We start from the raw sequence: 24,919 nt of genomic DNA, 5'->3' as shown, positions 1-24,919 counted from the left end.
GCCCGACGCGACCGCCCGACGCGGCCGCCCGGTGCGGTGGCCCTGTCCGAACTCCGCCGAATGACCGGGAACGGTGGAGGCACCCCCCTGTTCGGGGGTATCTTCGCCGCACGATCGACCATCCCGCCGATCGCGGCTCGACCGACCCGTTTCCCTGCAGCGTCGGTGGGGTCCCGTGCTGCCAGCACGACATGAGGACAACGATGTTCGACAAGCGTTTCATCCACCACGCCATCGATCGCAGCGCCGAGAACGCGCTCGACCGACGACGGTTCTTCGCAGCCGCCGGCGTCGCCGGCGCCTCAGCCGGCATCGCCGCGCTCGGCTCGTCGGTGCTCACCACCGACCGCGCCGCCGCCACCCCGGAAGAGGACGGTGCCGTCTCCGACGCCGCAATCCTCAACTTCGCCCTGAACCTCGAGTACCTCGAGGCCGAGTTCTACCTGCATGCCGTGTTCGGCGCGGGCCTCGCCGACAGCATGATCACCGGCATCGACCCGCAGGGGCCGGTGATCGGTGGCAAGAAGGTGCCGTTCAAGACCGCGGCCATCCGCGGCATCGCCACCGAGATCGCGAACGACGAGCGCGCGCACGTGGCGTTCCTCCGATCCGCCCTCGGCGGTGCGACGGTCTCACGTCCGAAGATCGACCTCGTGTCGAGCTTCACCGCGGCGGCGCGCGCTGCGGGTGTGGTCGGCCCGACCGGCACCTTCGACCCGTTCGCCAGCGAGGAGAACTTCCTGCTCGGGGCGTACATCTTCGAGGACGTCGGGGTCACCGCCTACAAGGGGGCCGCGCCGCTCATCACCAGCAAGACGTACCTCAGTGCCGCGGCGGGCATCCTCGCCGTCGAGGCCTACCACGCCGGGATCATCCGGTCGAAGCTCTCGGACAAGGGGCTGCAGGTGCCGGCGAACAAGATCTCCGACGCCCGTGACTCGCTCGACGGTCCGACCGACGACGACCAGGGGGTGACGACCCGGTCGGGAGCGGTGAACCTCGTGCCGACGGACTCGAACTCGCTCGCCTACGGCCGCACCGCGGAGCGTGTCCTGAACGTGGTGTTCCTGAACCCGAACCAGATCGACAAGGGCGGGTTCTTCCCGGACGGCGTCAACGGGTCGATCGTCTCGAGCGGCAACCCCGGGAGTGCCACCGGACCGGCCTGATCCGCGCGACGCGACCGGTCGCGGTGAGCGCGACCACAGTGCGGACGGGAGGCACGGTGCCAGCTGGCACCGTGCCTCCCGTCCGCACTGTGGTCGCGCCGGGCTGGCGCCGACGGCTGACGCGACAAGGTCGACGTCGTACGACGTCGAGGCTGTCGTTCGTGCGCGCCTGCGACTGTTGCGGCCGCGGTGGAGCGACAAAGCCGACGTCGTACGACATCGGGGGTGTCGTTCTGCGTCGACGGCAGCCGGACGTCAGGCGGCGAGGACGCGGTCGACGACGCGACCGAGCGCTGCCGTCGCCGCGATGGCGTCACCGGCGTAGGCGCCGGCCATCGCACCGTCGCGCGCGAGCATGAGCTCGTCGGCACCGTCGCCCGGCAGCTGGTGGCCGGACTCCTGCAGCAGGGTGGCGAGCCGGTCGGTGTACCAGTCGCGGTGGGTGGCGACCACCTCGCGCACGGGGTCGCGGGGGTCGTGGTACTCGGCGGCGGCGTTGAGGAACGCGCACCCGCGGAAGTCGGGGTCGTTGACCTCGTCCGCCAGGGCGGCGACCCACGCTCGGACCGCTGCGGCGGAGGAGCCGGCGTCGGTGACGAGCTGTTCCAGACGTTCCTGCACGCGCTCGTGCTGCGTGCGGATGTAGGCGAGGATCAGGTTGTCCTTCGACCCGTAGTGCTTGTAGAACGTCGCCTTCGTGACGCTCGCCTCGGAGATGAGGCGGTCGACGCCGACGCTGTGGATGCCCTCTTCGTAGAAGAGTCGCGTGGCCGTCTCGAGGATGCGGACCTTCGCGCCGCCGGAGCGGGGAGTCGGGGGGACGCTCGACCCGTCCGGCGACGCGAGGTTCGTGCTCGGACCAGGGAGACGCTGGACGGCCGGTTGGGGGGAATCGACCGTCACAGCGTGGCTCCTTGGTTCATCGGCTCCGCGGACGAGTGGGGGGACTCGTGGCCGCGAGGACTGATGTCCCGAGCCGCCGGATCGGAACTTAGGGGGGCTTTCGATCCGGCGTGAACGACTGTACCACAAGGAGGACAGACAGACGAGTCGGTCTGTCCGCAATTTCTGTACCCCTCTTCGAGTGACAGTCCGTGGGCCTGTGGAAACTGGGCGGTGGGCTCCGGAGCATCAGTAGGCTCGTCTGCGATGAACCAGCCAGTGCCACTGCCGCTCGGGGCCCCGGACACGTCCTTCCTGACGTCCGGAGGAGCCTTCGTCCGCCGCACCGTGCTGCCGTCGGGTGTCCGTGTGCTGACCGAAGCCGTGCCCGGTGCCGCTTCGACGAGCATCGGGTTCTGGGTCGGCGTCGGTTCGCGCGACGAACGCGACGGACAGTTCGGATCGACCCACTTCCTCGAGCACCTGCTGTTCAAGGGCACCGAGACCCGGTCGGCGCTCGACATCGCGATCGCGTTCGACTCGGTCGGCGGCGAGCACAACGCCGCGACGGCCAAGGAGTACACCTGCTACTACGCACGGGTGCGGGACGCCGACGTCCCGATGGCCGTGCAGGTCATCGGTGACATGGTGACCGGCTCGGTGCTCGACCCCGAGGCGTTCGCCGTCGAGCGCGGCGTCATCCTCGAAGAACTCGCGATGGCCGCCGACGACCCGGCCGACGTCGCGGGCGAAGCGTTCTTCGCCGCGGCCTTCGGCGGACACGCGCTCGGTCGCCCGATCGGCGGGACCCCGGACAGCATCCGCGCGGTCCAGCGGGACGAGGTCCTGGCCCACTACCGCGAGCACTACGCACCGAACGGCATCGTCGTGACCGCCGCCGGTGCCGTCGACCACGACCGGTTCTGCGACGCGGTCGCCGCGGTGTTCCACGACGCCCCGCCCGCCGAGCCGCTCGCGCGCCGGACGCCGCAGACCGTCGCCGACCCCATCGAGCCCAAGCTGTCGGTGGTCCACCGTCCGACGGAGCAGGTCAGCATGCTGCGCGGCTCGCAGGGACTCGACCTGCGCGACGACCGCCGGCCGTCCCTCAGCGTCCTGAACGCCGTGCTCGGCGGGGGCATGAGCTCCCGGCTCTTCCAAGAGGTCCGCGAGCGACGCGGCCTCGCCTACGCGGTGTCGTCCTTCGCGCCCGCCTACCTCGACAACGGCGCCTTCGGCGTCTACGCGGGCTGTGCGCCCGACAACGTCCCCGGGGTCATCGAGATCATCGACGCCGAGTTCCGCCGCATGGTGGACGACGGCATCACCGACGACGAGCTCCGCCGCGCCAAGGGCCAGATCGAGGGCGCCCTGACGCTCTCGCTCGAGGACTCCGACGCCCGGATGACCCGCCTCGGCCGGTCCGAGCTCGGCACCGGGGAGTACACCGACCTGTCGACCGCACTGGAGCGTGTCGACCGGGTCACCACCGACGGCGTGCTCGAACTCGCCCGCGACCTCCTGACCCGCCCGACGATCACGTCGGTGGTCGGGGCGGTGCAGCAGGACGAGCTCGCCGCAGCGATCGGGATGGGCAGCTGAGCACGGACATGTCGCACTACCTGTACCTCGTCCGGCACGGCGAACACCAGGACGCCGAGCACGGCCTCCGCGACGGCAAGCTGTCGGAACGCGGCAAGCGCCAGGCCATGCTCGTCGCCGACCGTCTCGGCGGGCTGCCGTTCGACGGCGTGTACCACTCCCCGTTGGAGGCCCCGAGCGAGACCGCCGCGTTCCTGGCGCAGCGACTGCCGTCGATCCAGCCCGAACCGTCGACGCTGCTGTTCGACTGCGTCCCCTCCGGCCCGACCCCGGACATGCCGCACGCCTACCAGGGCTGGTACGGCGGCGTGACGGAAGAGGAGATCATCGCCGGCCAGGCACAGATGGGCGACGCCGTCTCCGAGTGGTTCACCCCGGCGCGCGAGGACCGGCACGACCTGCTCATCACCCACAACGCCGTGATCGGCTGGTTCGTGCGCGAGGCGTTCCAGGCACCCGAGTGGCGCTGGATGGGCACGAACGTCGCGCACACCGCGCTCACGATCATCCGGATCCGTTCCGCGAAACCGGCCGAGGTGGTCGCCCTGAACGACCTGGCCCACCTGCCGGTGGAACTCCGCACCGGGCTGCCGGTCGACCAGCCCGTCTAGCGGGAGACCGGCTTGCGGAACCAGGTGGTCGCGTTCAGATTGTCGTTGAACGGCGCGACACGCTCGTAACCCCGGCTGCGGTACATCGCGCCCGCCGCGACGAGCGAGTCGTTCGTGTCCAGCACGATGCTCGTCGCCCCCAGCGCGGCGCCTTCCCGTTCGAGCGCGTCCATCAGCGCCGTGGCCACGCCCTTGCCCCGTCCCGCCGGGGTGACGAAGACGTGCTTGACCTCGAACCGGACGTCCGTGGTGGTCGCGTCGGGGTCGTCCGCGATCCGCCGAAGGCCGCCGCAGCCGACCGCGACCCCGCCGTCGTACGCCACCGCGAAGACCCCGTTCGGCGGCGTGAACTCCGCCGCCGGGGTGCGCTTCCGCGAGTACGCGCCCTGCGCACTGGGGAACGTCGCCTCGCGCTCGTCGAGGTACGCGTCGAGCAGGACGTCGACCTCGGGCAGATCGGCCGGCACGGTCCTGACCTCGACTGACATGCGTCGATCCTAGGATGGACCGCATGGTCACTCCCGTCGCCGTCGTCGGCGCCACCGGTCGTCTCGGGGGCCTCGTGGCCTCCGTCGTCGAGGAACTCCCGGAGTTCGAGCTCGTCGCCCGTCTGTCGTCGAAGGACGGTGCCCACGAAGCACCGCCGTCGGTGTTCGGCGGCGCCGCGCTCGTCGTGGACGTGACGGTGCCGGCGCTCAGCCCCGCGATCGTCGAGAACGCGCTGTCGAGCGGGGCGAACGTGCTCGTCGGCACGTCCGGGTGGTCCGCCGACCGCCTCGCGAAGCTCCGTACCGCCCTGCAGGAGCGTCCCGACCAGGGCGTCCTCGTGGTGCCGAACTTCTCGATCGGGTCGGTGCTCGGCACTCACCTGGCCACCATCGCGGCGCCGTGGTTCCCCTCCGTCGAGATCGTCGAGACGCACCACGCCGGCAAGATCGACTCGCCGTCCGGCACCGCGGTGCGCACCGCCGAGCTCATCGCCGAGGCCCGTCGCGACGTCGGCCCGGTCGAGGCCCCGCACGTCGACCAGCGCGCCCGCGGCCAGCAGGTGGCGAGCGTGCCGATCCACTCGCTCCGGCTGCCCGGGGTGAAGGCCGTGCAGGACGTCCTGCTCAGCGGCCCCGGCGAGACCCTGACGATCCGGCACGACACCAACGACGACGTCGCCTACGTCGCCGGGATCCGGGCGGCGTTGTCCGCCCTCGGACCCGCCCGCGGGCTCACCGTGGGCCTCGGCAGCGTCCTCGGCATCGGCTGACCCGGTGGGACGTGCAGCGCGGGCCGGCCGCGCGATCCGGTCGCCGTTCTGGGGCGCAGCGCTGATGACCCTGCTGTTGGCGCTCTACATCGTGCTCGTCGGGCAGCGGGCCGTGGCGTTCATCGCCACCGGCATCCCGATCGGGATCGGCATCGGCGTCGCCCTGTTCGTCGTCGCCGCGATCGGGGCGCTGTTGCTCGTGCTCGAGTTCCGCTTCGGCATCCGGATCACCCGGCTCGGCTCCCGGCTCGAGGCCGAGGGCGGTGCACCGGAGGACGTCGTGCCCGTGCGTCCGTCCGGGCGTCCGACGCGAGAGGCCGCTGACGAGCTCTTCCCGCAGTACAAGGCCGCCGTCGAGCAGGACCCGGCGGACTGGCGCGCCTGGTACCGGCTCGGGGTGGTCTACGACGCCGCGGGGGACCGCAAGCGCGCTCGAGCCGCGATGCGCACGGCCCTGTCGCGATCGAGCGCCTGAGACCTGGTCAGAGGACCGCGTCGACGGCGTCCACGGCACGCGTGTACCGGAACGTGTAGCCGGACTCGAGCAGCTTCGTCGGCACCATCCGCTGACTCGACAGCAGCATCTCGTCGGCGGCGTCCTGCAGCGCGAGGCGCAGCGCGAACTCCGGGATCCGGAACAGGTACGGCCGGTGCAGGTCCTCGGCGACGCGCTTCGTGATGCGGTCGGCGACGACGGCTTCCGGCCCGGAGAGGTTCACCGGTCCGCTGACACCGGACGCCGACGGGCTCGTCGCCAGGTGCACGATCGCCCCGACCTCGTCCTCGAGTGCGATCCACGGCCAGTGCTGCCCGCCGGTGCCGAGGCGACCGCCGAGCCCTGCCCGGGTGAGCGGGATGAGGGGTGCGAGCGCGCCGCCGCCCTCGCCGATCACGATGCCCGTGCGCAGGGTCACCACGCGGACGCCGTCCGGGGCAGCGTTCGCCGCGGATTCCCACGCGGTGCAGACCTCGGCGAGGAACCCGGTGCCGGGGGCCGCGTCGTCCTGCAGGACGTCCGCCGGGCGGTCGCCGTACACGCCGGACGCCGATCCGGACAGGAACAGCGCCGGGGGAGTGCTGGCGTGCCGCATGGCCTCGACCAGGGTGTCGGTCGCGTCGACGCGGGAGCGCCGGATCTCCTCGCGGTACTTCGCGGTCCAGGGCAGCTTGCCGATGTTCGCCCCCGCCAGGTTGATCACCACGTCGGCACCGTCGACGATGGCCGGGTCGAGCGGCCGGCGACCCGGAGCCCAGCGGAACTCGGTGGCCGTGTGCGGCTCGCGCCGGACGAGCGTGGTCACGTGGTGGCCCGCCTCGCGCAGCGCGGGGACGAGCGGGGTGCCGATGAAACCGGACGCGCCGGCGATCAGGATCGAGAGGGGCTCTGCCGCCGTGTCTGCCATGCCGGCAACGCTACTCATGCTGCCGTTGGCTTTCGCCGACGTAGGCTTCTGTGTGTGAGCGACAGCGAGACCGTGCAGCCCGACCCCACCGTGCCGACCCCGTACGAGGACCTGCTCCGCCGGGTCCTGACCGAGGGCACGCCGAAGGGTGACCGCACCGGCACCGGGACCCGCAGCCTGTTCGGCGCGCAGCTCCGCTACGACCTGTCGAAGGGCTTCCCGCTCGTGTCCACGAAGCGCGTGCACTTCAAGTCGATCGCGTACGAGCTGCTCTGGTTCCTGCGCGGCGACGGCAACGCCACCTGGCTGCAGGAGCACGATGTCCGGATTTGGAACGAGTGGGCGGACGAGGACGGCGACCTCGGCCCCGTCTACGGCGTGCAGTGGCGTTCGTGGCCGACCCCGTCCGGCGAGCACGTCGACCAGATCGCCCAGGTCATCGACCAGATCCGCACGAACCCGGACAGCCGCCGGCTCATCGTCTCGGCGTGGAACGTCGCCGAGATCCCGGACATGGCGCTCGCGCCGTGCCACGCGTTCTTCCAGTTCTACGTCAACGACGGCAAGCTCTCGTGCCAGCTCTACCAGCGCAGCGCCGACATGTTCCTCGGCGTCCCGTTCAACATCGCGTCCTACGCCCTGCTCACCCACATGATCGCCGCGCAGACCGGGCTCGAGGTCGGCGACTTCGTCTGGACCGGCGGCGACTGCCACGTCTACGACAACCACGTCGAGCAGGTCGAGGAGCAGCTGTCCCGCACGGCGTACGCCCTGCCGACGATCGAGCTCGCGCCTCGCGACTCGATCGACGACTACGAGTACGAGGACTTCACCGTCGTCGGCTACCACCACCACCCGGCGATCAAGGCCGCGGTCGCCGTCTGATGATCGGCATGGTCTGGGCCCGGTCGACCGACGGGGTCATCGGGGCCGACGGCGGCATGCCCTGGCACGTGCCCGAGGACCTCGCGCACTTCAAGCAGGTCACCGGCGACGCCACGGTGCTCATGGGCCGACGCACCTGGGAGTCCCTGCCGGAACGCTTCCGTCCGCTGCCCGGTCGCCGCAACGTGGTGCTCACCCGCGACGCGTCCTGGACCGCCGACGGCGCCGAGGTCGTGCACGACCTCCGAGCCGCGCTCGACGGTGCCGCCAGCCCCGTCTGGGTCATCGGCGGCGGCCAGGTCTACGCCGCGGCGCTGGACCGTGCCGAGCGCGTGTCCGAGACCGTCATCGACGTCGACGTGCCCGGCGACACCGTCGCACCGACGCTCGACGAGGCGGCCGGCTGGACGCTCACCGACGAGGGCCCGTGGCAGGTGTCCCGCACGGGGACCCGTTACCGCTTCCTCGAGTGGCGCCGCGCGTAGCGCAGCACAACCAAAGTGCGTGCGAACCACGCGTTCCCGTGGTTCGCGATGACTTTGGTTGTGCGGACGGCCGCGGGCGGCCCTGGACGCACCCGCGACACCGGGCGTGAGCGGCAGGACGGACGCGATCCGGGCCTCCCGTCCGCGCCGCAGGCAGGCGACCGTCCACCCGGACGGCGGCCATCGCGCCCATCCCCGGTACGCTGGTGCCCGTGTCCCCGCGTGAGAATCCCTTCGGTCAGGTCCTCGTCGCCCTCGTGACCCCGTTCACGGCCGACGGCGAGGTCGACTGGCCCGGCGTCGAGCAGCACATCGACGACTGCATCACCGCCGGCGCCGACGGCATCGTCGTCACCGGGACGACCGGCGAGACCAGCACCCTGACCGACCCCGAGAAGCTCCGTCTGGTCGAGGTCGGCAAGTCCGTCGCCGCCGGCCGCGCGAAGATCATCACGGGTGGCGGGTCGAACGAGACCGCGCACGCGATCCACCTGTACAAGCAGAGCGAGAAGGCCGGCGCGGACGGTGTGATGATCGTCACGCCGTACTACAACAAGCCGACCCAGTCGGGTGTGCTCACCCACTTCCGGATGATCGCCGACGCCACCGACCTGCCGGTGATCCTGTACGACATCCCGGGGCGCACCGGCATCCCGATCACGTACGAGACGATCGTGCGGGCGTCGCACCACCCGAACATCCTCGCCGTGAAGGACGCCAAGGGCGACTTCGCCGAGGTGTCCCGCGTGCTCAACAACACCGACCTCATGTACTTCTCCGGCGACGACACCAACGTGCTCCCGCACCTGTCGATCGGCGCGACGGGCCTGATCGGCGTCACCGCGAACATCACGAGCACGCCGTACCGCACCATCATCGACGCCGTGAACCGCGGCGACCTGGCGACCGCCACCGCCGAGCACAAGCGCGTCGAGCCCCTCGTCCGCGCCGTGATGACCCACGTGCCCGGCACGGTCGCGGCGAAGTACATCCTCCACGGGCTCGGTCGCATCGGCAGCCCGCGCGTCCGTCTGCCGCTCGTCGGCCCCGAGGACTCCGAGGCGTACGCCATCGAGACCTCGCTCGAAGCCGTGCGCGACGTGCCCGGCGCCGACTTCTCGAACTTCCGCCCCGACCGCAACGCTGCGGCCGGCGGCGCACTGCCAAAGGTGCCAGGCACCACCCGCTAGCGAACACCGCGGCGCGCTCCTCGCGCGTCGCCTGAATCCGTAGGACCGAATGCCCACACAAGTCTCCACACCGCAGCCGCTCGAACCCGGCACCCTCCGCGTCATCCCCATCGGGGGACTCGGCGAGATCGGTCGCAACATGACCGTCTACGAGTACGAGGGCAAGCTCCTCATCGTCGACGCCGGCGTGCTCTTCCCCGAGGAGCACCAGCCCGGGGTCGACCTGATCCTGCCGGACTTCGCGCCGATCCGTGACCGTCTCGACGACGTCCTCGGTGTCGTGCTCACGCACGGCCACGAGGACCACATCGGTGCCGTCCCGTACCTGCTGAAGCTCCGCGACGACATCCCGCTGATCGGCTCCACGCTGACCCTCGCGCTCGTCGAGGCGAAGCTCAAGGAACACCGGATCAAGCCGTACACGCTCGTCGTGGCCGAGGACCAGACCGAGCAGCTCGGCCCGTTCCACCTCGAGTTCGTGGCCGTGAACCACTCCATCCCGGACGCCCTCGCCGTCGCGATCACGACCCCCGCCGGTCGTGTCCTGCACACGGGTGACTTCAAGATGGACCAGCTCCCGCTGGACGACCGCATCACCGACCTCCGTGCGTTCGCCCGTCTGGGCGAGGCCGGCGTCGACCTGTTCCTGCCGGACTCCACGAACGCCGACGTGCCGGGCTTCACCGCCCCCGAGCGCGACATCGGCCCGGTGCTCGAGAACATCATCACGCGCGCCCGCAAGAAGGTCGTCGTGGCGAGCTTCTCGTCGCACGTGCACCGTGTGCAGCAGGTCCTCGACGCCGCCGCGGCCGCGAACCGCAAGGTCGCGTTCATGGGGCGCTCGATGATCCGCAACATGACCATCGCCGCCGACCTCGGCTACCTCCGCGTGCCCGAGAACGTCCTCATCGACACCAAGAAGGCGAAGAACGTCCCCGACGACCAGATCGTCTACATGTCGACGGGGTCGCAGGGCGAGCCGATGGCCGTGCTCGCGCGCATGGCGAACCTCGAGCACCAGATCGAGATCGGCGAGGGCGACACCGTCATCCTCGCCTCGTCGCTGATCCCGGGCAACGAGAACGCCGTGTACCGCGTCATCGACGGGCTGACGAAGCTCGGCGCGAAGGTCGTGCACAAGGGCAACGCCAAGGTGCACGTCTCCGGACACGCCTCGGCCGGCGAACTGCTCTACTGCTACAACATCCTGCGTCCGCGCAACGTCCTGCCCGTGCACGGCGAGCACCGCCACCTGTACGCGAACGCCGACCTGGCGATCCAGACGGGTGTGCCGCCGCGCAACGTGATCCTCGGGCAGGACGGCATCGTCGTCGACCTGAAGGACGGCGTCGCGACGGTCGCCGGGCAGCTCGACATCGGCTACGTGTACGTCGACGGCTCGACCGTGGGCGAGATCACCGATGCCGACCTCAAGGACCGCCGCGTGCTGTCCGAAGAGGGCTTCATCTCGGTCTTCGCCGCGGTGGACTTCACCACCGGCCAGTGCGTCATCGGCCCGGAGATCCAGTCGCGCGGCTTCGCCGAGGACGACTCCGTGTTCGACGACGTCCGTCCGCAGATCGCCAAGGCGATCGCCGAGGCTGCCGCGAACGGTACGCGCGACTCGCACGCGTTCGCGCAGGTCGTCCGCCGCACGGTCGGCCGCTGGGTCAACACCAAGCACCGCCGTCGTCCGATGATCGTCCCGGTGGTCATCGAGGCGTAGCGCGTCGGTCGCGTTCGCCGCGTTCGTCGCGGTCGACCGGGAGGCCCGTCCAGCGTCCGTCACGGATGCTGCGGCGGGCCTCCCGTCCGTTTCAGGGTGGTCGTCATAGACCGACATGACACCGCTAGTATTCCAGGGTGATCCTCCTGCGTCGCTGGGTCTGGCCCAGCCTGAAGTTCCTCGTGTTCGCTGCCATCGCCGTGGCCCTCGTCCGTCTCGCGTTCTTCGCGGCCCAGCCGGAAGCGGCCGAGGCCGTTCCGACCGGGCAGATCGAGGACCCGACCGTCGACGTCGTGACGGGCGACATCGTGAACGACGTCGAGGCCACCGGCTCGATCCGCTCGGTGTCCTCCACCGCCGTGCGGTCCGTTGCCGAAGGCACCGTGAACAAGCTCTTCGTCGCGAACGGGACGCACGTCGAGCAGGGGGCCCCGCTCATCGACGTCCGCGTCGAGACGCCGTCGACGACGACCGACGACGACGACGAACCACTCCCGCCCGTGGTGACCTTCTCGACGGTGACGGCGTCGGCGTCCGGCACGGTCTCGGGGCTCGACCTCGTCACCGGGCAGCCGGTGGCGATCGGCGACACCGTGGCCCGCATCGCCCCGGAGGCGTACCGCGCCAGCGCCACGCTCGAGGCAGCGCAGCTCTACCGGTTGACCACCCGTCCATCGCGGGCGACCGTCACGATCACCGACGGGCCGGCACCGTTCGTGTGCACCAACGTGTCGCTGACCAGTGCGGCATCGGGTGCTGCGCCGGAGACCGACGGCTCCGGGGCCGGTGACGAGCCGGACGGAGCCGCCGGCACCCGGCTCGAGTGCGACGTCCCGTCGAGCGTGACGGTGTTCCCCGGGCTCGAGGTCACGGTGAGCGTCCCCGCCGGCACCGCCGAGGGTGTCCTGACGCTGCCGACGACCGCGGTGCAGGGCAGTGCGCAGAAGGGCGTCGTCACGGTGGTGGACGACGAGGGTGAACGGCACGAGAAGACCGTCGTGCTCGGACTGAACGACGGCGAGCAGGTCGAGATCCGGTCCGGTCTGGTCGAGGGTGACACCGTGCTGCAGTTCGTGCCGGGCAAGGAGCAGGCGGAGGACGACGCGTTCGCCGACGACGGTTCGGTGGTGATGGGTTGAGCCTCGTCAGCGTGCGCGGGCTGGAGAAGTCGGTGGTGCTGCCGGACGGCACGCGACTCGAGATCCTCCGCGGCATCGACCTCGACATCGACGACGGTTCCCGCACGGCGATCGTCGGGCGGTCCGGATCCGGCAAGTCCACCCTGCTCAACATCCTGGGGCTGCTCGATGCCCCGAGCAGCGGACTGCACGAGTTCGACGGCGTCGACGTCGGGCGGACCAGCGGCCTGCGTCGCGACCGGTTCCGCGGGGCCGACGTCGGGTTCGTGTTCCAGCAGTTCAACCTGTTGCAGGGCCGCACCGCCGTGGAGAACGTCGAGGTCCCGTTGCTCTACGCCCGCGGACGCGACTTCTGGCACCGTCGACGCCTCGCCCTGGAGATGCTCGATCGCGTCGGCCTGGTCGACCGCGCGGACACCCAGCCGCACCGGTTGTCGGGCGGCGAGCAGCAGCGGGTCGCGATCGCCCGTGCACTCGTCCGGGCTCCGCGGCTCATCCTTGCCGACGAACCGACCGGGGCGCTCGACGTCGACACCGGTCGTACGGTCATGGAGCTCCTCGAGACGGTCGCGACCGAGACCGGAGCGGCGCTCGTGACGATCACACACGACGCGGCGGTCGCGGCACGCGCCGACGTGGTGCGTCGGATCGACCACGGCGTCGTGGCCGATGCGGTGCAGGGTGTGGCCGCATGACCGGGGTGTTCACCACGCTCGTCGGCACCGTGGTCGAGTCGTGGCAGGAGCTCAGGGTGCACCGCGCCCGGGTGGTGCTCAGCCTGGTCGGCGTCACCATCGCGGTCGCGTCGCTGGCCGTCGCCGTCGGCTTCGGTTCGCTGGCCGAGCGCGCGACCGCGGCGCTCGGCGAGCAGTTCGGCGGACGTCCGGCGACGTTCTCGCTCTCCGCCTCGACGAGCACCGGTGAGCTGGTCCCCGACGAGGACGCACTCTTCGCGCAGTACCGGGCGGCCGCCCAGCGGTACGGCGTGCGGTACGCGAGCGAGGCGACCGAGGGCTCGACGAACGTCCAGTTCCCGGACGGCGTCGGTGACGTGTACACGCGGATCGTCGACCCGACGTACGCGGAGATGCACCGGGTCCGGCTCGAGTCCGGGACGTGGTTCACCGCGTCCGATCGTGAACGGCTCGCCCCCGCGGTGGTGGTGAACCGCGCCTTCCTCGACCGTCTGGGCGGTCCGGACCTCGTCACCCACCCGACGATCCGCCTGCCCGGGACCCCCGGTGTCGTGGCGGTCGTGATCGGCGAGTACGCGACGAGCGAGTGGGACACCGAGCCGGCGATGTACCAACTCTCCCGATCGGCGGCGGCCGACGCTGCCGTGGCGGATCCCGAGGGTGGCATGAACCGGACGTTCGAGGTCTGGGTCCCGCAGCAGGGAGGCGACCGACTCGCCGAGCGGATCGCCGCCGACGCCGAACGCGTGGCGGGGGACTCGATCACGGTGTCGGCCGACCGGATGGACGCAGCCGGCATGGTCGAGGGGGATCCCCTCGGTCCGCTGCGGTACGTCATCGCCGCGGTCTCGGTCCTCGTCCTCGTGCTCGGTGGTCTCGGCCTCCTCAACGTCTCCCTGGTGAGCGTCCGTCAGCGGATCCGAGAGATCGGCATCCGGCGTGGCGTCGGTGCGTCAGCCGGACGGGTGTTCGTGGCGGTCCTGCTGGAGAGCGTGCTCGGCACCGCCGTCGCGGGCGGGATCGGCGTCATGCTCGGTGCCGCCGTGTTGAGCAACGGGGGCGTCCGCAGTGCGATCACGAACGGGGTCGATGTCGGTGGAGCGCCGTTCCCGCTCGAAGCGGCCCTCGTCGGGATCGGCTCCGCGGTGCTCGTCGGAGTCCTCGCGGGAGTCCTGCCCGCTGTGGTGGCGGTCCGTGTGAAGGTCATCGACGCGATCCGGTACTGACCGCCGCCGTCTCCGGCCTGCGGCGGGCCTCCCTTGGTTTGTCCTGGGAGGGGATTAGGGTTCTGCCCATGGCCGGAGGCACCAAGTCGACCACGCGCTCGCGCGCGTCCACGTCGTCCCGTGGGAACGGGACGCGCGGTTCGTCGCGCACCCAGGCCACGACGAAGAAGCTGCCGCAGGCGGCACCGACACCGGTGTTCCGCGAGCAGAACCCGCTCGTGACGTTCTGGCTCGCGATGGCGCACGGCGTCGGCGCGATGTTCCGACTGCTCGGCAAGGAGTCCCTCGAGAAGGACCAGCGGCGTGACGGGTTCCCGTTCCTGCTGTTCGTGCTGGCCATCGCCGGTGCGGTCGTCGAGTGGCTCAACCCGACGAACGGGGTGTCGGTCGCCCTCGACGCGTACACGTTCGGCGGGCTGTTCGGCCGGTTGGCGTTCGCTCTGCCGGTGATCATGATCGTCTTCGCCGGATGGCTGTTCCGGCACCCGGCCTCGGTGCACGACAACACCCGGATCGGCATCGGCCTCGGGATCCTGCTCGTCGCGATCGCCTCGCTCTGCCACGTCTTCGGCGGGCAGCCGAGCGCAGCGGACGGCATGCCCGCCCTGGCTGCGGCCGGCGGTGTGCTCGGCTGGGTCGTGATCGGCTGGCTCGTCACGATCGCGACCGCCTGGGTCGCGGTCCCGGTGGCGATCGTGCTGCTCGTGCTCTCCCTCTTCATCATCACCAAGACGCCGCCGAACAAGGTCGGGCGTCGGCTGCACGAGCTGTACGCGTACCTGTTCGGAGCGCCGGCCCCGGCCGCCGAGCCCGAGGTCGAAGCGGCAGCAACGGCACCCGCCGCCCGCACCAAGACGACCAAGCGCGGCAAGAAGGGCGACACCGACTTCCAGCTGTTCGACGACCTCGGCTTCGGCGAGGAGCAGGCCGCTGCCGACGGTGACGCCGGCGGCGACAACGTGCCGTGGTGGCGGCGGAACAAGTCCGGGCGCGAAGAGGACCCGGCGTACGACAGCCCCGTCCTGCCCCCGGCCACCGGTGTCGCACCGACGGCCCCGCCCGCCGCGGCGGCTGCACCCGCTGCCCCGGTGGTCAACCCCAACGCGGGCGCTGCGGCCGGTCTCGTGGACCTGACGCCGGCCGAACCCGCGTCGGTCAACCTCAACGACTCCGTCGAACAGGACCTGCAGGTCGCCGAGCAGGCCCTGCGGGACTTCGGCACCGACGTCCCCGCGCGTCCGGAGCCGACCGCGGCGATCCGCCCCGCGGTGCCCGACGTGATCGCGGCACCCCTCGTCGAGGACCCGGTCGTCGACGAGCCCGAGGAACTCTCCGCGGCGGCGACCGACGACGACCCGTCGAAGCCGTACCGCCTGCCGGCCGCCACCACCCTGAGCTCCGGCACCCCCTCGGTCGCTCGCAGCCAGGCGAACGACGACATCGTCGCCGCCATCACCGGCGTGCTGACGGAGTTCAAGGTCGACGCGAAGGTCACCGGGTTCTCCCGCGGTCCGACGGTCACCCGCTACGAGATCGAGCTCGGCCCGGGTGTCAAGGTCGAGCGCGTCACGGCGCTGTCGAAGAACCTGTCGTACGCGGTGGCCTCCAACGAGGTCCGGATCCTCTCGCCGATCCCGGGCAAGAGCGCCATCGGCGTCGAGATCCCGAACTCCGACCGCGAGATCGTGTCCCTCGGCGACGTGCTGCGCTCGAACGCGGCGCGGAAGTCGAAGCACCCGATGACGATCGGCGTCGGCAAGGACGTCGAGGGTGGCTTCGTCGTCGCGAACCTGGCGAAGATGCCGCACCTGCTCGTCGCCGGTTCGACCGGTTCCGGCAAGTCGGTCTTCATCAACTCGATGATCACGTCGCTGCTCATGCGGGCGAAGCCGTCCGAGGTCCGCATGGTCCTGGTCGACCCGAAGCGCGTCGAGCTCTCGATCTACGCGGGTGTCCCGCACCTCATCACGCCCATCATCACGAACCCGAAGAAGGCGGCCGAAGCGCTGCAGTGGGTCGTGAAGGAGATGGACATGCGGTACGACGACCTGGCGTCGTTCGGGTTCCGCCACGTCGACGACTTCAACAAGGCGATCGAGAACAACGAGATCGTCCTGCCCGCGGGCAGCGAGCGGAAGCTCAAGCCGTACCCGTACCTGCTCGTCGTCGTCGACGAGCTCGCGGACCTCATGCTCGTCGCCCCGCGCGACGTCGAGGAGTCCATCGTCCGCATCACCCAGCTCGCCCGTGCTGCCGGCATCCACCTGGTGCTCGCGACGCAGCGCCCGTCGGTGGACGTCATCACCGGCTTGATCAAGGCGAACGTGCCGTCCCGCATCGCCTTCGCGGTGACGAGCGTCACGGACTCCCGCGTCATCCTCGACCAGCCGGGCGCGGACAAGCTCATCGGCCAGGGCGACGCGCTCTTCCTGCCGATGGGGTCGTCGAAGTCCCTGCGCGTGCAGGGCGCGTGGGTGCAGGAGGGCGAGGTCGCCGAGGTCGTCCAGCACGTCACCCGCCAGGCCCAGCCCGAGTACCGCCAGGACGTCCAGGCCGTGGTCGAGCGCAAGGAGATCGACGCCGACATCGGCGACGACCTCGAACTGCTGCTCGCGGCGGTCGAACAGGTCGTCTCGACGCAGTTCGGCTCGACCTCGATGCTGCAGCGCAAGCTCCGGGTCGGCTTCGCCAAGGCCGGTCGCCTGATGGACCTGATGGAGTCCCGCGACATCGTCGGGCCGTCCGAGGGGTCGAAGGCCCGGGACGTGCTCGTCACGACCGACCAGCTGCCCGCGGTGCTCGCGAAGCTCCGCGGCGAGGAGCCACCGGCTGCTCCGGCGCCCGTGGCCCCCGTCCCCGGCCCGAGCGACGACGGCGACCGCTACGGCGCCGACCCCGTGGGCGACATGACCCGCGGGTACGATGAAGTGCACGACGAGCCCGATGAGGACGCGTGGGGACTGACGGGCAGGGAGTGAAGGCGATGACCGCCTCGGACGGCACGGAGACGACGGACGGCGCCACGACACACGGCGCGAAGTTCCCCTGGCGCGGGCGACTGCTCCGCAAGGGTCCCGGCCCCGCATCGACGGCGAACGTCGCGAACATCATCACCGTGGTGCGCATCCTGATGGCGCCGCTGTTCTTCGTGCTGCTCCTCGCCGACGCCGGCGACGACGGCCCGCTGCGCATCTGGGCGGCGATCGTCTTCGTCGTCGCGATCGTGACCGACAGCGCCGACGGCATCATCGCCCGGCGGCAGAACCTGGTCACCGACTTCGGCAAGCTCGTCGACCCGATCGCCGACAAGGTCCTGATCGGCGGCGCGCTCGTCGCCCTGTCGATCCTGGCCGAGCTGCCCTGGTACGTGACGGTGCTCATCATGGTGCGCGAGATCGGCATCACGGTGTTCCGCTTCGCGGTGCTGTCGGACCGGGTGATCCCGGCCAGCCGTGGCGGCAAGATCAAGACCGTGCTGCAGGCCGTCGCGCTGACGTCGGCACTCTTCCCGTGGTGGGAGCTCGTCGGTGACTGGGCGCACTGGGTGAACGTGGTGCTGATGAGCGCCGCCTTCCTGGCGACCGTGCTCAGTGGCATCGACTACCTGTACCAGGCGTGGAAGCACAACCGGACCACCGCGTGACGCAGGCCGACGACGCGACCGGCGCCGTGCCTCCCGGCCCTGCCGACACGGTCGACGCGATCGCGCGGGACCTGGTCGCCGACCTGACGCGTCGCGGGGAGACCGTCGCCGTGGCGGAGTCGCTCACCGGCGGGTTGGTGGTGTCGACGCTCGTCGGTGTTCCGGGGGCGAGCGCCGTGGTGCGCGGGGGAGTCGTGGCCTACGCGACGCCCGTCAAGCACACCGTGCTCGGGGTGTCGTCGGCGTTGCTGGCGGCCAACGGGGCCGTCGATCCCGAGGTCGCGCGGCAGATGGCGGCCGGTGTCCGCATCGCGCTGTCCGTCGACGGTGAGCCGGCGACGTGGGGAATCAGCACGACCGGTGTCGCCGGGCCGGACCCGCAGGACGGCAAGCCGGTCGGCACCGTCTACGTCGGCATCGCGTCGGCGGACGGCGCCACTGCCTGGGAACTCCACCTCGACGGGGACCGCGGTGCAATCCGCACGGCGTCCGTCTCCGAACTCCTGACACGGATGTCGTCCGTGGTCCGGGGCCGGGAATAGGTCCCGTTTCCACTGGGTTACATCTCACGCAATCTCCAGCAGGACGGCAGCCAGCCTGGTTAGCATGCTTCAACCGGCAACGCTAAAGTTGCTGAACCCGAACTCGATCCTCCGGATCGGGCGGGCGCGGAGACGACAGAGAGGAGGAGTTCTCATGGTTCTCGTTCGTCAGGAAATCGGCGATGTTCTTCGGGACTTCCGCTTGCAGAAGGGCCGGACCCTCCGTCAGGTCGCGTCCAAGGCCAGTGTGGCTCTCGGGTACCTCAGTGAGGTCGAGCGTGGTCAGAAAGAGGCCAGCTCGGAGATCCTCGCGTCCGTCGCGGACGCGCTGGACACCCCCATCTCCACGATCATGCGCGAGGTGGGCGACCGCCTCGCGATCGTCGAGGGACTCACTCCCGTCCCCGACACGCTCCCGGACGACCTCGTCGCCGAGTTCGACAACGACCTCGCGGTGCGCTGAGCGCCTCGCACTGAACGCCCCCGCCGGAACCTCCCGGCGGGGGCGTTCTGCGTTCGGGGCGCTGTGCACGGGGCGCTGTGTGCTCGGGGACGCTTTAGGCTTGTCGGATGCGGGTGAGTGAGTTCTGGCGTGCCGTCGACCAGGTGTTCGGCGAGGCCTACGGGTCCGTGGTCAGCCGTGACGTCGTGCTCGAGGACCTCGGTGGCCGCTCGGCCGTGGACGCCCTCGCCGCCGGCATCGACGCCCGCCGGGTGTGGGACGCCCTCTGCGACTCGCAGGACGTCCCGCTCGACCGGCGGCACGGCAAGGGGTTGGCCGAGCCGCAGAACTGAGGCGTCCGCGCTCCGTCGCGCCGCCGCCACCGCCCGAAACTGTGTTCGGCGTGTTGCTCGAACGGGTGTTCGATCGGTGGTACGTTCCTCCACAGCGGCGTCGCCCAGGTGTTCCATCCACAGATCGCGTGACCGTCGGCAGTGATGTCGGTGGCCAGCCATAGGTTGATGGACATCGGGAACAGCCCGAAGCCTTGTCGCAGAACCATCGGCCTTGCACCACCGGCCGGCGTGGACGCGACAGCCTACAGGCGGCCGAACACGAGCACGAAGGAGCACCCCATGCCATCACCGGCAGACCGCGAAAAGGCCCTCGAGACCGCACTCGCACAGATCGACAGGCAGTTCGGCAAGGGTGCGATCATGCGCCTCGGTTCGGACGAACGCGCACCCGTCAACGTCATCCAGACCGGGTCGGTGGCGCTCGACGTCGCGCTCGGCATCGGGGGACTGCCCCGCGGCCGCATCGTCGAGATCTACGGCCCGGAGTCCTCGGGCAAGACGACCCTCACCATCCACGCCATCGCCAACGCCCAGCGCGCCGGTGGCATCGCGGCCTTCATCGACGCCGAGCACGCGCTCGACCCGGAGTACGCCAAGAAGCTCGGTGTCGACATCGACGCCCTGCTCGTGTCGCAGCCGGACACCGCCGAGCAGGCGCTCGAGATCGCGGACATGCTCGTCCGCTCCGGCTCGATCGACCTCATCGTGATCGACTCGGTCGCAGCACTGGTACCGCGCGCCGAGATCGAGGGCGAGATGGGTGACTCCCACGTCGGTCTGCAGGCCCGCCTCATGTCCCAGGCGCTGCGCAAGCTCGCCGGTGGGCTGAACCAGACGCAGACCACGATGATCTTCATCAACCAGCTGCGCGAGAAGATCGGTGTGTTCTTCGGTTCCCCGGAGACCACCTCGGGCGGTAAGGCACTGAAGTTCTACGCGTCCGTCCGCCTCGACATCCGTCGCATCGAGACGCTCAAGAGCGGCACCGACGCGGTGGGCAACCGCACGCGTGTCAAGGTCGTCAAGAACAAGATGGCGCCGCCCTTCAAGCAGGCCGAGTTCGACATCCTGTACGGCGTCGGCATCTCGCGCGAAGGCTCGCTGCTCGACTTCGGTGTCGACCACGGCATCGTCAAGAAGTCGGGTGCCTGGTACACCTACGACGGCGACCAGCTCGGGCAGGGCAAGGAGAACTCGCGTTCCTTCCTGATCCAGAACCCCGACACCGCGGCTGAGATCGAGGGCAAGATCCTCGCCAAGCTCGGCGTCGGTGGCGCCAAGGCGGAAGAGGCTCCGGTCGAGTCGATCGCGCCGAAGCTCGCGGAGCGCAAGGGCGCGTGAGCACCGACGACGACGACGGCCTCGCACCGGTCACCGACCTGTTCGGTGCGAGGTCCCGTCGCCGGGCCCCGGCAGCTGCGGAGCCCACCCCCGAACCCGAGCAGACGGTGCCCAGCATTCCGGAGCCCGTGCTCGAAGACGATGCGGACACCCCCGTCCCGTTGCCCATCCGTGGGCCGCGTGCCCAGGCCGACTGGGTCTCGCCGGTCATCGGCGACGGTTCCGGCCGGACCGCGCGGGCCGAGCAGGACGGCTACGACGACGACGGGGCGGACGCCACGACGGCGTCGGTCTTCTCGATCGCCGGTGGCGAAGAACTCGACCCTGCGGATGCCCCGCGTCCCCTGGACGAGCAACGCGCCGACGCCGAGCGGCTCAGCATGCGGGCGCTCGGCCGCAAGGGCGTGAGCGAGTCCGAGATGCGGACACTGCTCACCCAGCAAGACCTCGACCCCGACGTGGTCGAGCACGAGATCGAACGCCTGACCCGCGTCGGGCTGCTCGACGACGTCGCCCTCGCCACCGACCTGGTGGACCGCCTGCACGCCCGCAAGGGTCTGGGGCGGCAGGGCGTGGTCACCGAGCTGCGTCGTCGTGGCATCGACCAGATCGCGATCGACACCGCGCTCGACGAAGCCGCCGACGACGAGGACGACGAGTTCATCCGCGCCCAGGAGCTCGCCGACAAGCGTGCGCCGCAGATGCGTGGGCTCGACCGTGCGACCGCCGAGCGTCGGTTGTCGGGGTTCCTGATGCGCAAGGGCTACGGCTCGGGCGTGGTTCGGATCGCCGTCCAGCGGGCCCTCGACGGCGGCGGACGCCGCCCTCCGACGGGCCGCGGGACCGTGCGCTTCGAGTAGTCGCCCCGACCTACACTGGGACGACCATGGCCACCGTCGCAGCGCGCCAGCGCACCTACGAAGTCCGCACCTACGGGTGCCAGATGAACGTCCACGACTCCGAGCGGCTGAGCGGGTCGCTGCAGGCAGCGGGCTACACGGCGGCCGACGGCGAGCAGGCCGACGTCGTCGTGATCAACACCTGTGCGGTGCGCGAGAACGCGGACAACCGTCTGTACGGCAACCTCGGACAGCTTGCCGGCATCAAGCGCGACCACCCCGGCATGCAGATCGCCGTCGGTGGGTGCCTGGCGCAGAAGGACAAGAACGTCATCCTCGAGAAGGCGCCGTGGGTGGACGTGGTCTTCGGCACGCACAACATGGGCTCGTTGCCGACGCTGCTCGAACGTGCGCGGCACAACGACGAGGCGCAGATCGAGATCCTCGAAGCGCTCGACGTGTTCCCGTCGACGCTGCCGACCAAGCGTGACTCGACCCACAGCGGTTGGGTGTCGATCTCGGTCGGGTGCAACAACACGTGCACGTTCTGCATCGTCCCGTCGCTCCGCGGCAAGGAGAAGGACCGCCGCCCGGGTGACGTCCTCGCCGAGATCCAGGCGCTCGTCGACGACGGTGCGATCGAGGTCACGCTGCTCGGGCAGAACGTGAACTCGTACGGGGTCGAGTTCGGCGACCGTCAGGCGTTCGGCAAGCTGCTGCGCGCGGCCGGCGCCATCGACGGCCTCGAGCGCATCCGCTTCACGAGCCCGCACCCGGCAGCCTTCACCGACGACGTCATCGACGCCATGGCCGAGACCCCGAACGTCATGCCGCAGCTGCACATGCCGTTGCAGTCCGGGTCCGACCGGGTCCTCAAGGCCATGCGGCGGAGCTACCGGAGCGAGCGGTTCCTCGGCATCCTCGACCGGGTGCGCGCCAAGATCCCGAACGCGGCGATCTCGACCGACATCATCGTCGGGTTCCCCGGCGAGACGGAAGAGGACTTCGCGGACACCCTCCGCGTCGTCGAGCAGGCTCGGTTCGCCAGCGCCTTCACGTTCCAGTACTCGATCCGCCCCGGCACCCCGGCGGCGACGATGGACGACCAGCTGCCGAAGCACGTCGTGCAGGAGCGGTACGAGCGGCTCGTCGCGCTGCAGGAACGCATCACCGCGGAAGAGAACGCCGCGCAGGTCGGCCGGAGCGTCGAGGTCCTCGTCGCGACGGGCGAGGGGCGGAAGGACGACGCCACCCGCCGGTTGTCCGGACGCGCCGAGGACTCGCGGCTCGTGCACTTCGCCGTGCCGGAGGGCTCCGCGGTCCCGCGACCCGGCGACGTCGTGACGGTCGAGATCACCCGAGCGGCCCCGCACTTCCTGATCGCCGACGACGACGCTCCGCTGCGCATCCGACGCACCCGTGCGGGCGACGCCTGGGACCGCGCCGAGGCCGAGAGCTGCGGCGTGCCGACGCCGGCGGCGCCTGGCGACGGTCCGCGCCCGGTGTCGCTCGGGCTGCCGACGCTCCGTGTCGGGCGCTGACGCCCCCGCCGGGGACGGCCCCGAGCGCGACTCGGCCCGGCACCGCGGGCTCGACGCCTCCGACGCTGATCTGATCGCCGTCGTCGGGGCGACCGGGACGGGCAAGTCCGACCTCGGGATCGCGATCGCCGAACGCCTCCGCGCCGCCGGCCGGAACGCCGAGATCGTCAACGCGGACGCCATGCAGCTGTACCGGGGCATGGACATCGGCACCGCGAAGCTGTCGTTCGACGAACGGCACGGCATCCCGCACCACCAACTCGACGTGCTCGACGTCACCGACGAGGCGAGCGTCGCCGTGTACCAGGTGGCTGCCCGAGCCGACGTGGACCGGATCCAGGCGGACGGCGGCGTCGCCGTGCTCGTCGGGGGCAGCGGGCTCTACGTGTCGTCCGTCCTGTTCGACCTGGCGTTCCCCGGCACCGACCCGGAACTCCGCGCGCAGCTCGAGCGCGAGCACGACGAGCTCGGTCCGGGCATCCTGCTCGAGCGGCTCCGCGGCATGGACCCGGCGGCCGCAGCGACGATCGATGCACGCAACCCACGGCGGTTGATCCGGGCACTCGAGATCGCGAGCCGATCCGAGGTCGTGACCCCGAGCCTCCCGTCCGCGCCCCGCGCCTGGCGACCGTCCCGCATCCTGCACCTGCGACGGGACCGTGAGCAGCTCGTCACGGCGCTGCACGCGCGTGCAGCGGGCATGTTCGCCGCCGGACTCGTCGACGAGGTCGCGGCTCTGCGCGAGCAGGGCATCGAGCACGGGAAGACCGCGCGGGCCGCGATCGGGTACTCGCAGGCGCTCGACGTGCTGCGGGGGACCTCCACGATCGAGGCCGCGGTCGAGGCGACCGGCATCGCGACGCGCAAGTACGCCCGACGGCAGGTGTCCTGGTTCCGCCGCTACGCCGACGCCGAGACCCTCGACGTCACCGGAGCCGACCGCGGGGACCTGTCGGCACTGGCCCGTAGGATCGTCCCGTGACCGAGCTGCACTTCACCAAGGGCCAGGGGACCGGCAACGACTTCGTCCTGTTCGCCGACCCCGACGCCACCGTCGACCTGACCCCCGAGCGGATCCGCGCGATCGCGGACCGACGCTTCGGCGTGGGCGGCGACGGCGTGATCCGTGCGGTGCGGTCCGAAGCGATCCCCGAAGGTCGCGCCCTGGTGGCCGTCGAACCCGCGGCGACGTGGTTCATGGACTACCACAACGCCGACGGCACGATCGCCGAGATGTGCGGCAACGGGATCCGGGTGTTCGCGCGGTACCTGACCGAGTCCGGCCTGGTCGAGCTCGCACCCGGCGAGACCCTGACCGTCGGCAGCCGCAAAGGCCTGGTCGACATCCAGCGGACCACGAACGGCTTCGCTGCCGACCTCGGCCGGTGGGGGCTGGGCATCGAGGACGGCGGCTCCGACGACGTCATGGTGCGCGCCAAGAACCTCGACGGTGCCCGGCCCGGCATCGGCATCGACGTCGGCAACCCGCACGTCGTCGTCGCCGTCGCGACCGAGGACGAACTCGCCGACCTCGACCTGACCTTCCTGCCCGTGCTCGACCCGGCGCCCGAGCACGGCGCCAACGTCGAGTTCGTGCTGCCCGGCGACCCCCTGATCAACGACGGCGTCGGCGAGATCACGATGCGGGTGCACGAGCGGGGCAGTGGCGAGACGCTGTCGTGCGGCACCGGTGCGGTGGCTGCGGCCCTCGCGACGCGGTACTGGGTGGGCTCCGGTGCGCCGGACACCTGGCGCGTGCGGGTTCCCGGTGGCGTCGTGACGGTGCGGATGTTCGCGGCGGAGGACGGCGAGCACGTCTCGCTGTCCGGTCCCGCCGAGCTGGTGTTCTCCGGCGACCTGACGGTCTGACGCAGGGCGCGCGGGGGCCGCGGGGCGGGGGCCGCGGGGCGGGGCCGCGGGGCGGGGCCGCGCCGCGCGCTTCGC

The 24,919-nt window shown here is 70.7% G+C and carries 25 protein-coding genes; 22 read left to right on the top strand and 3 right to left on the bottom strand.

What is annotated here, in order from left to right:
- Positions 1-203 precede the first annotated feature (203 nt).
- The gene (locus M4960_RS14090) at positions 204-1,169 is read left to right on the top strand and encodes a ferritin-like domain-containing protein (protein ID WP_248704558.1); all 966 of its coding nucleotides are present in this window, start codon (positions 204-206) and stop codon (positions 1,167-1,169) included.
- A gap of 255 nt (positions 1,170-1,424) precedes the next feature.
- On the opposite strand, the gene M4960_RS14085 is transcribed toward M4960_RS14090, so the two are convergent.
- Positions 1,425-2,072: a TetR/AcrR family transcriptional regulator gene (locus tag M4960_RS14085; protein WP_123341038.1), complete on the bottom strand. Its 648-nt coding sequence runs from the start codon at positions 2,070-2,072 to the stop codon at positions 1,425-1,427.
- Positions 2,073-2,318: 246 nt separating this feature from the next.
- On the opposite strand from M4960_RS14085, the gene M4960_RS14080 reads away from it, so the two are divergent.
- Positions 2,319-3,653: a pitrilysin family protein gene (locus M4960_RS14080; protein ID WP_123938811.1), complete on the top strand. Its 1,335-nt coding sequence runs from the start codon at positions 2,319-2,321 to the stop codon at positions 3,651-3,653.
- A gap of 8 nt (positions 3,654-3,661) precedes the next feature.
- Entirely contained in the window at positions 3,662-4,264 is a 603-nt protein-coding gene (locus M4960_RS14075) for a histidine phosphatase family protein (RefSeq protein ID WP_111084585.1), read from the top strand.
- Here M4960_RS14075 and M4960_RS14070 read toward each other — a convergent pair.
- Positions 4,261-4,752 (bottom strand): GNAT family N-acetyltransferase, encoded by a 492-nt coding sequence (locus M4960_RS14070; protein ID WP_248704557.1) that lies wholly within the window; start codon positions 4,750-4,752, stop codon positions 4,261-4,263. The genes M4960_RS14075 and M4960_RS14070 overlap by 4 nt on opposite strands.
- A gap of 23 nt (positions 4,753-4,775) precedes the next feature.
- On the opposite strand from M4960_RS14070, the gene M4960_RS14065 reads away from it, so the two are divergent.
- Positions 4,776-5,522 carry a 4-hydroxy-tetrahydrodipicolinate reductase gene (locus M4960_RS14065; RefSeq protein WP_248704556.1) on the top strand — a complete coding sequence of 249 codons (747 nt, stop codon included), beginning with the start codon at positions 4,776-4,778 and terminating at the stop codon, positions 5,520-5,522.
- A gap of 4 nt (positions 5,523-5,526) precedes the next feature.
- The gene (locus M4960_RS14060; RefSeq protein WP_374114422.1) at positions 5,527-5,997 is read left to right on the top strand and encodes a tetratricopeptide repeat protein; all 471 of its coding nucleotides are present in this window, start codon (positions 5,527-5,529) and stop codon (positions 5,995-5,997) included.
- Between the two features lie 7 nt (positions 5,998-6,004).
- Here the strand turns inward: M4960_RS14060 and M4960_RS14055 are convergent, their stop codons facing one another.
- Positions 6,005-6,925, bottom strand: coding sequence for a TIGR01777 family oxidoreductase (locus M4960_RS14055; RefSeq protein WP_248704555.1), 921 nt, complete (start codon positions 6,923-6,925; stop codon positions 6,005-6,007).
- A 54-nt stretch (positions 6,926-6,979) separates the two neighbouring features.
- Between M4960_RS14055 and M4960_RS14050 the strand changes: the two genes are divergently transcribed.
- The 17 genes from M4960_RS14050 (at position 6,980) to dapF (ending at position 24,844) form a co-directional block, all read left to right on the top strand.
- On the top strand, positions 6,980-7,810 hold the full coding sequence (locus tag M4960_RS14050; protein WP_248704554.1) for a thymidylate synthase: 831 nt from the start codon (positions 6,980-6,982) through the stop codon (positions 7,808-7,810).
- Positions 7,810-8,295 (top strand): dihydrofolate reductase, encoded by a 486-nt coding sequence (locus M4960_RS14045; RefSeq protein WP_248704553.1) that lies wholly within the window; start codon positions 7,810-7,812, stop codon positions 8,293-8,295. The genes M4960_RS14050 and M4960_RS14045 overlap by 1 nt, the downstream gene beginning before the upstream one ends.
- Before the next feature lie 212 nt (positions 8,296-8,507).
- The gene (gene dapA, locus M4960_RS14040; protein ID WP_111084638.1) at positions 8,508-9,485 is read left to right on the top strand and encodes a 4-hydroxy-tetrahydrodipicolinate synthase; all 978 of its coding nucleotides are present in this window, start codon (positions 8,508-8,510) and stop codon (positions 9,483-9,485) included.
- A 49-nt stretch (positions 9,486-9,534) separates the two neighbouring features.
- Positions 9,535-11,211, top strand: a complete 1,677-nt coding sequence (locus tag M4960_RS14035; protein ID WP_131878632.1) for a ribonuclease J — start codon at positions 9,535-9,537, stop codon at positions 11,209-11,211.
- Positions 11,212-11,348: 137 nt separating this feature from the next.
- Positions 11,349-12,350: an efflux RND transporter periplasmic adaptor subunit gene (locus M4960_RS14030; RefSeq protein ID WP_248704552.1), complete on the top strand. Its 1,002-nt coding sequence runs from the start codon at positions 11,349-11,351 to the stop codon at positions 12,348-12,350.
- Complete coding sequence (locus tag M4960_RS14025) at positions 12,347-13,045, top strand: ABC transporter ATP-binding protein (RefSeq protein WP_248704551.1); 699 nt, start codon at positions 12,347-12,349, stop codon at positions 13,043-13,045. Before M4960_RS14030 ends, M4960_RS14025 begins: the two co-directional genes overlap by 4 nt.
- The gene (locus M4960_RS14020; protein ID WP_248704550.1) at positions 13,042-14,271 is read left to right on the top strand and encodes an ABC transporter permease; all 1,230 of its coding nucleotides are present in this window, start codon (positions 13,042-13,044) and stop codon (positions 14,269-14,271) included. Before M4960_RS14025 ends, M4960_RS14020 begins: the two co-directional genes overlap by 4 nt.
- 68 nt (positions 14,272-14,339) lie before the next feature.
- The gene (locus tag M4960_RS14015) at positions 14,340-17,249 is read left to right on the top strand and encodes a DNA translocase FtsK (RefSeq protein ID WP_248704549.1); all 2,910 of its coding nucleotides are present in this window, start codon (positions 14,340-14,342) and stop codon (positions 17,247-17,249) included.
- Complete coding sequence (pgsA, locus tag M4960_RS14010) at positions 17,246-17,914, top strand: CDP-diacylglycerol--glycerol-3-phosphate 3-phosphatidyltransferase (RefSeq protein WP_173169677.1); 669 nt, start codon at positions 17,246-17,248, stop codon at positions 17,912-17,914. The genes M4960_RS14015 and pgsA overlap by 4 nt, the downstream gene beginning before the upstream one ends.
- Positions 17,911-18,456, top strand: coding sequence for a CinA family protein (locus M4960_RS14005; RefSeq protein WP_248704548.1), 546 nt, complete (start codon positions 17,911-17,913; stop codon positions 18,454-18,456). The genes pgsA and M4960_RS14005 overlap by 4 nt, the downstream gene beginning before the upstream one ends.
- Before the next feature lie 154 nt (positions 18,457-18,610).
- Positions 18,611-18,919, top strand: a complete 309-nt coding sequence (locus M4960_RS14000; protein ID WP_027464765.1) for a helix-turn-helix domain-containing protein — start codon at positions 18,611-18,613, stop codon at positions 18,917-18,919.
- 107 nt (positions 18,920-19,026) lie between these two features.
- Entirely contained in the window at positions 19,027-19,251 is a 225-nt protein-coding gene (locus tag M4960_RS13995) for a DUF3046 domain-containing protein (RefSeq protein WP_111084594.1), read from the top strand.
- A gap of 282 nt (positions 19,252-19,533) precedes the next feature.
- Positions 19,534-20,595 (top strand): recombinase RecA, encoded by a 1,062-nt coding sequence (gene recA, locus M4960_RS13990; protein ID WP_111084595.1) that lies wholly within the window; start codon positions 19,534-19,536, stop codon positions 20,593-20,595.
- Complete coding sequence (locus M4960_RS19805) at positions 20,592-21,455, top strand: regulatory protein RecX (protein WP_248704547.1); 864 nt, start codon at positions 20,592-20,594, stop codon at positions 21,453-21,455. The genes recA and M4960_RS19805 overlap by 4 nt, the downstream gene beginning before the upstream one ends.
- 26 nt (positions 21,456-21,481) lie before the next feature.
- A complete protein-coding gene (gene miaB / locus M4960_RS13980; RefSeq protein ID WP_123938804.1) occupies positions 21,482-22,975 on the top strand; it encodes a tRNA (N6-isopentenyl adenosine(37)-C2)-methylthiotransferase MiaB in 1,494 nt (497 codons plus the stop codon).
- 70 nt (positions 22,976-23,045) lie between these two features.
- On the top strand, positions 23,046-23,957 hold the full coding sequence (gene miaA, locus M4960_RS13975; RefSeq protein ID WP_248704658.1) for a tRNA (adenosine(37)-N6)-dimethylallyltransferase MiaA: 912 nt from the start codon (positions 23,046-23,048) through the stop codon (positions 23,955-23,957).
- Positions 23,954-24,844, top strand: coding sequence for a diaminopimelate epimerase (gene dapF, locus M4960_RS13970; protein ID WP_123341027.1), 891 nt, complete (start codon positions 23,954-23,956; stop codon positions 24,842-24,844). The genes miaA and dapF overlap by 4 nt, the downstream gene beginning before the upstream one ends.
- Positions 24,845-24,919 lie beyond the last annotated feature (75 nt).

This window comes from Curtobacterium sp. MWU13-2055, assembly GCF_023242305.1.
In the GTDB taxonomy this organism is placed as follows: Bacteria; Actinomycetota; Actinomycetes; order Actinomycetales; family Microbacteriaceae; genus Curtobacterium.
Note: the sequence above shows the minus strand (reverse complement) of the source record. Positions and strands in the feature narration are given on the sequence as shown.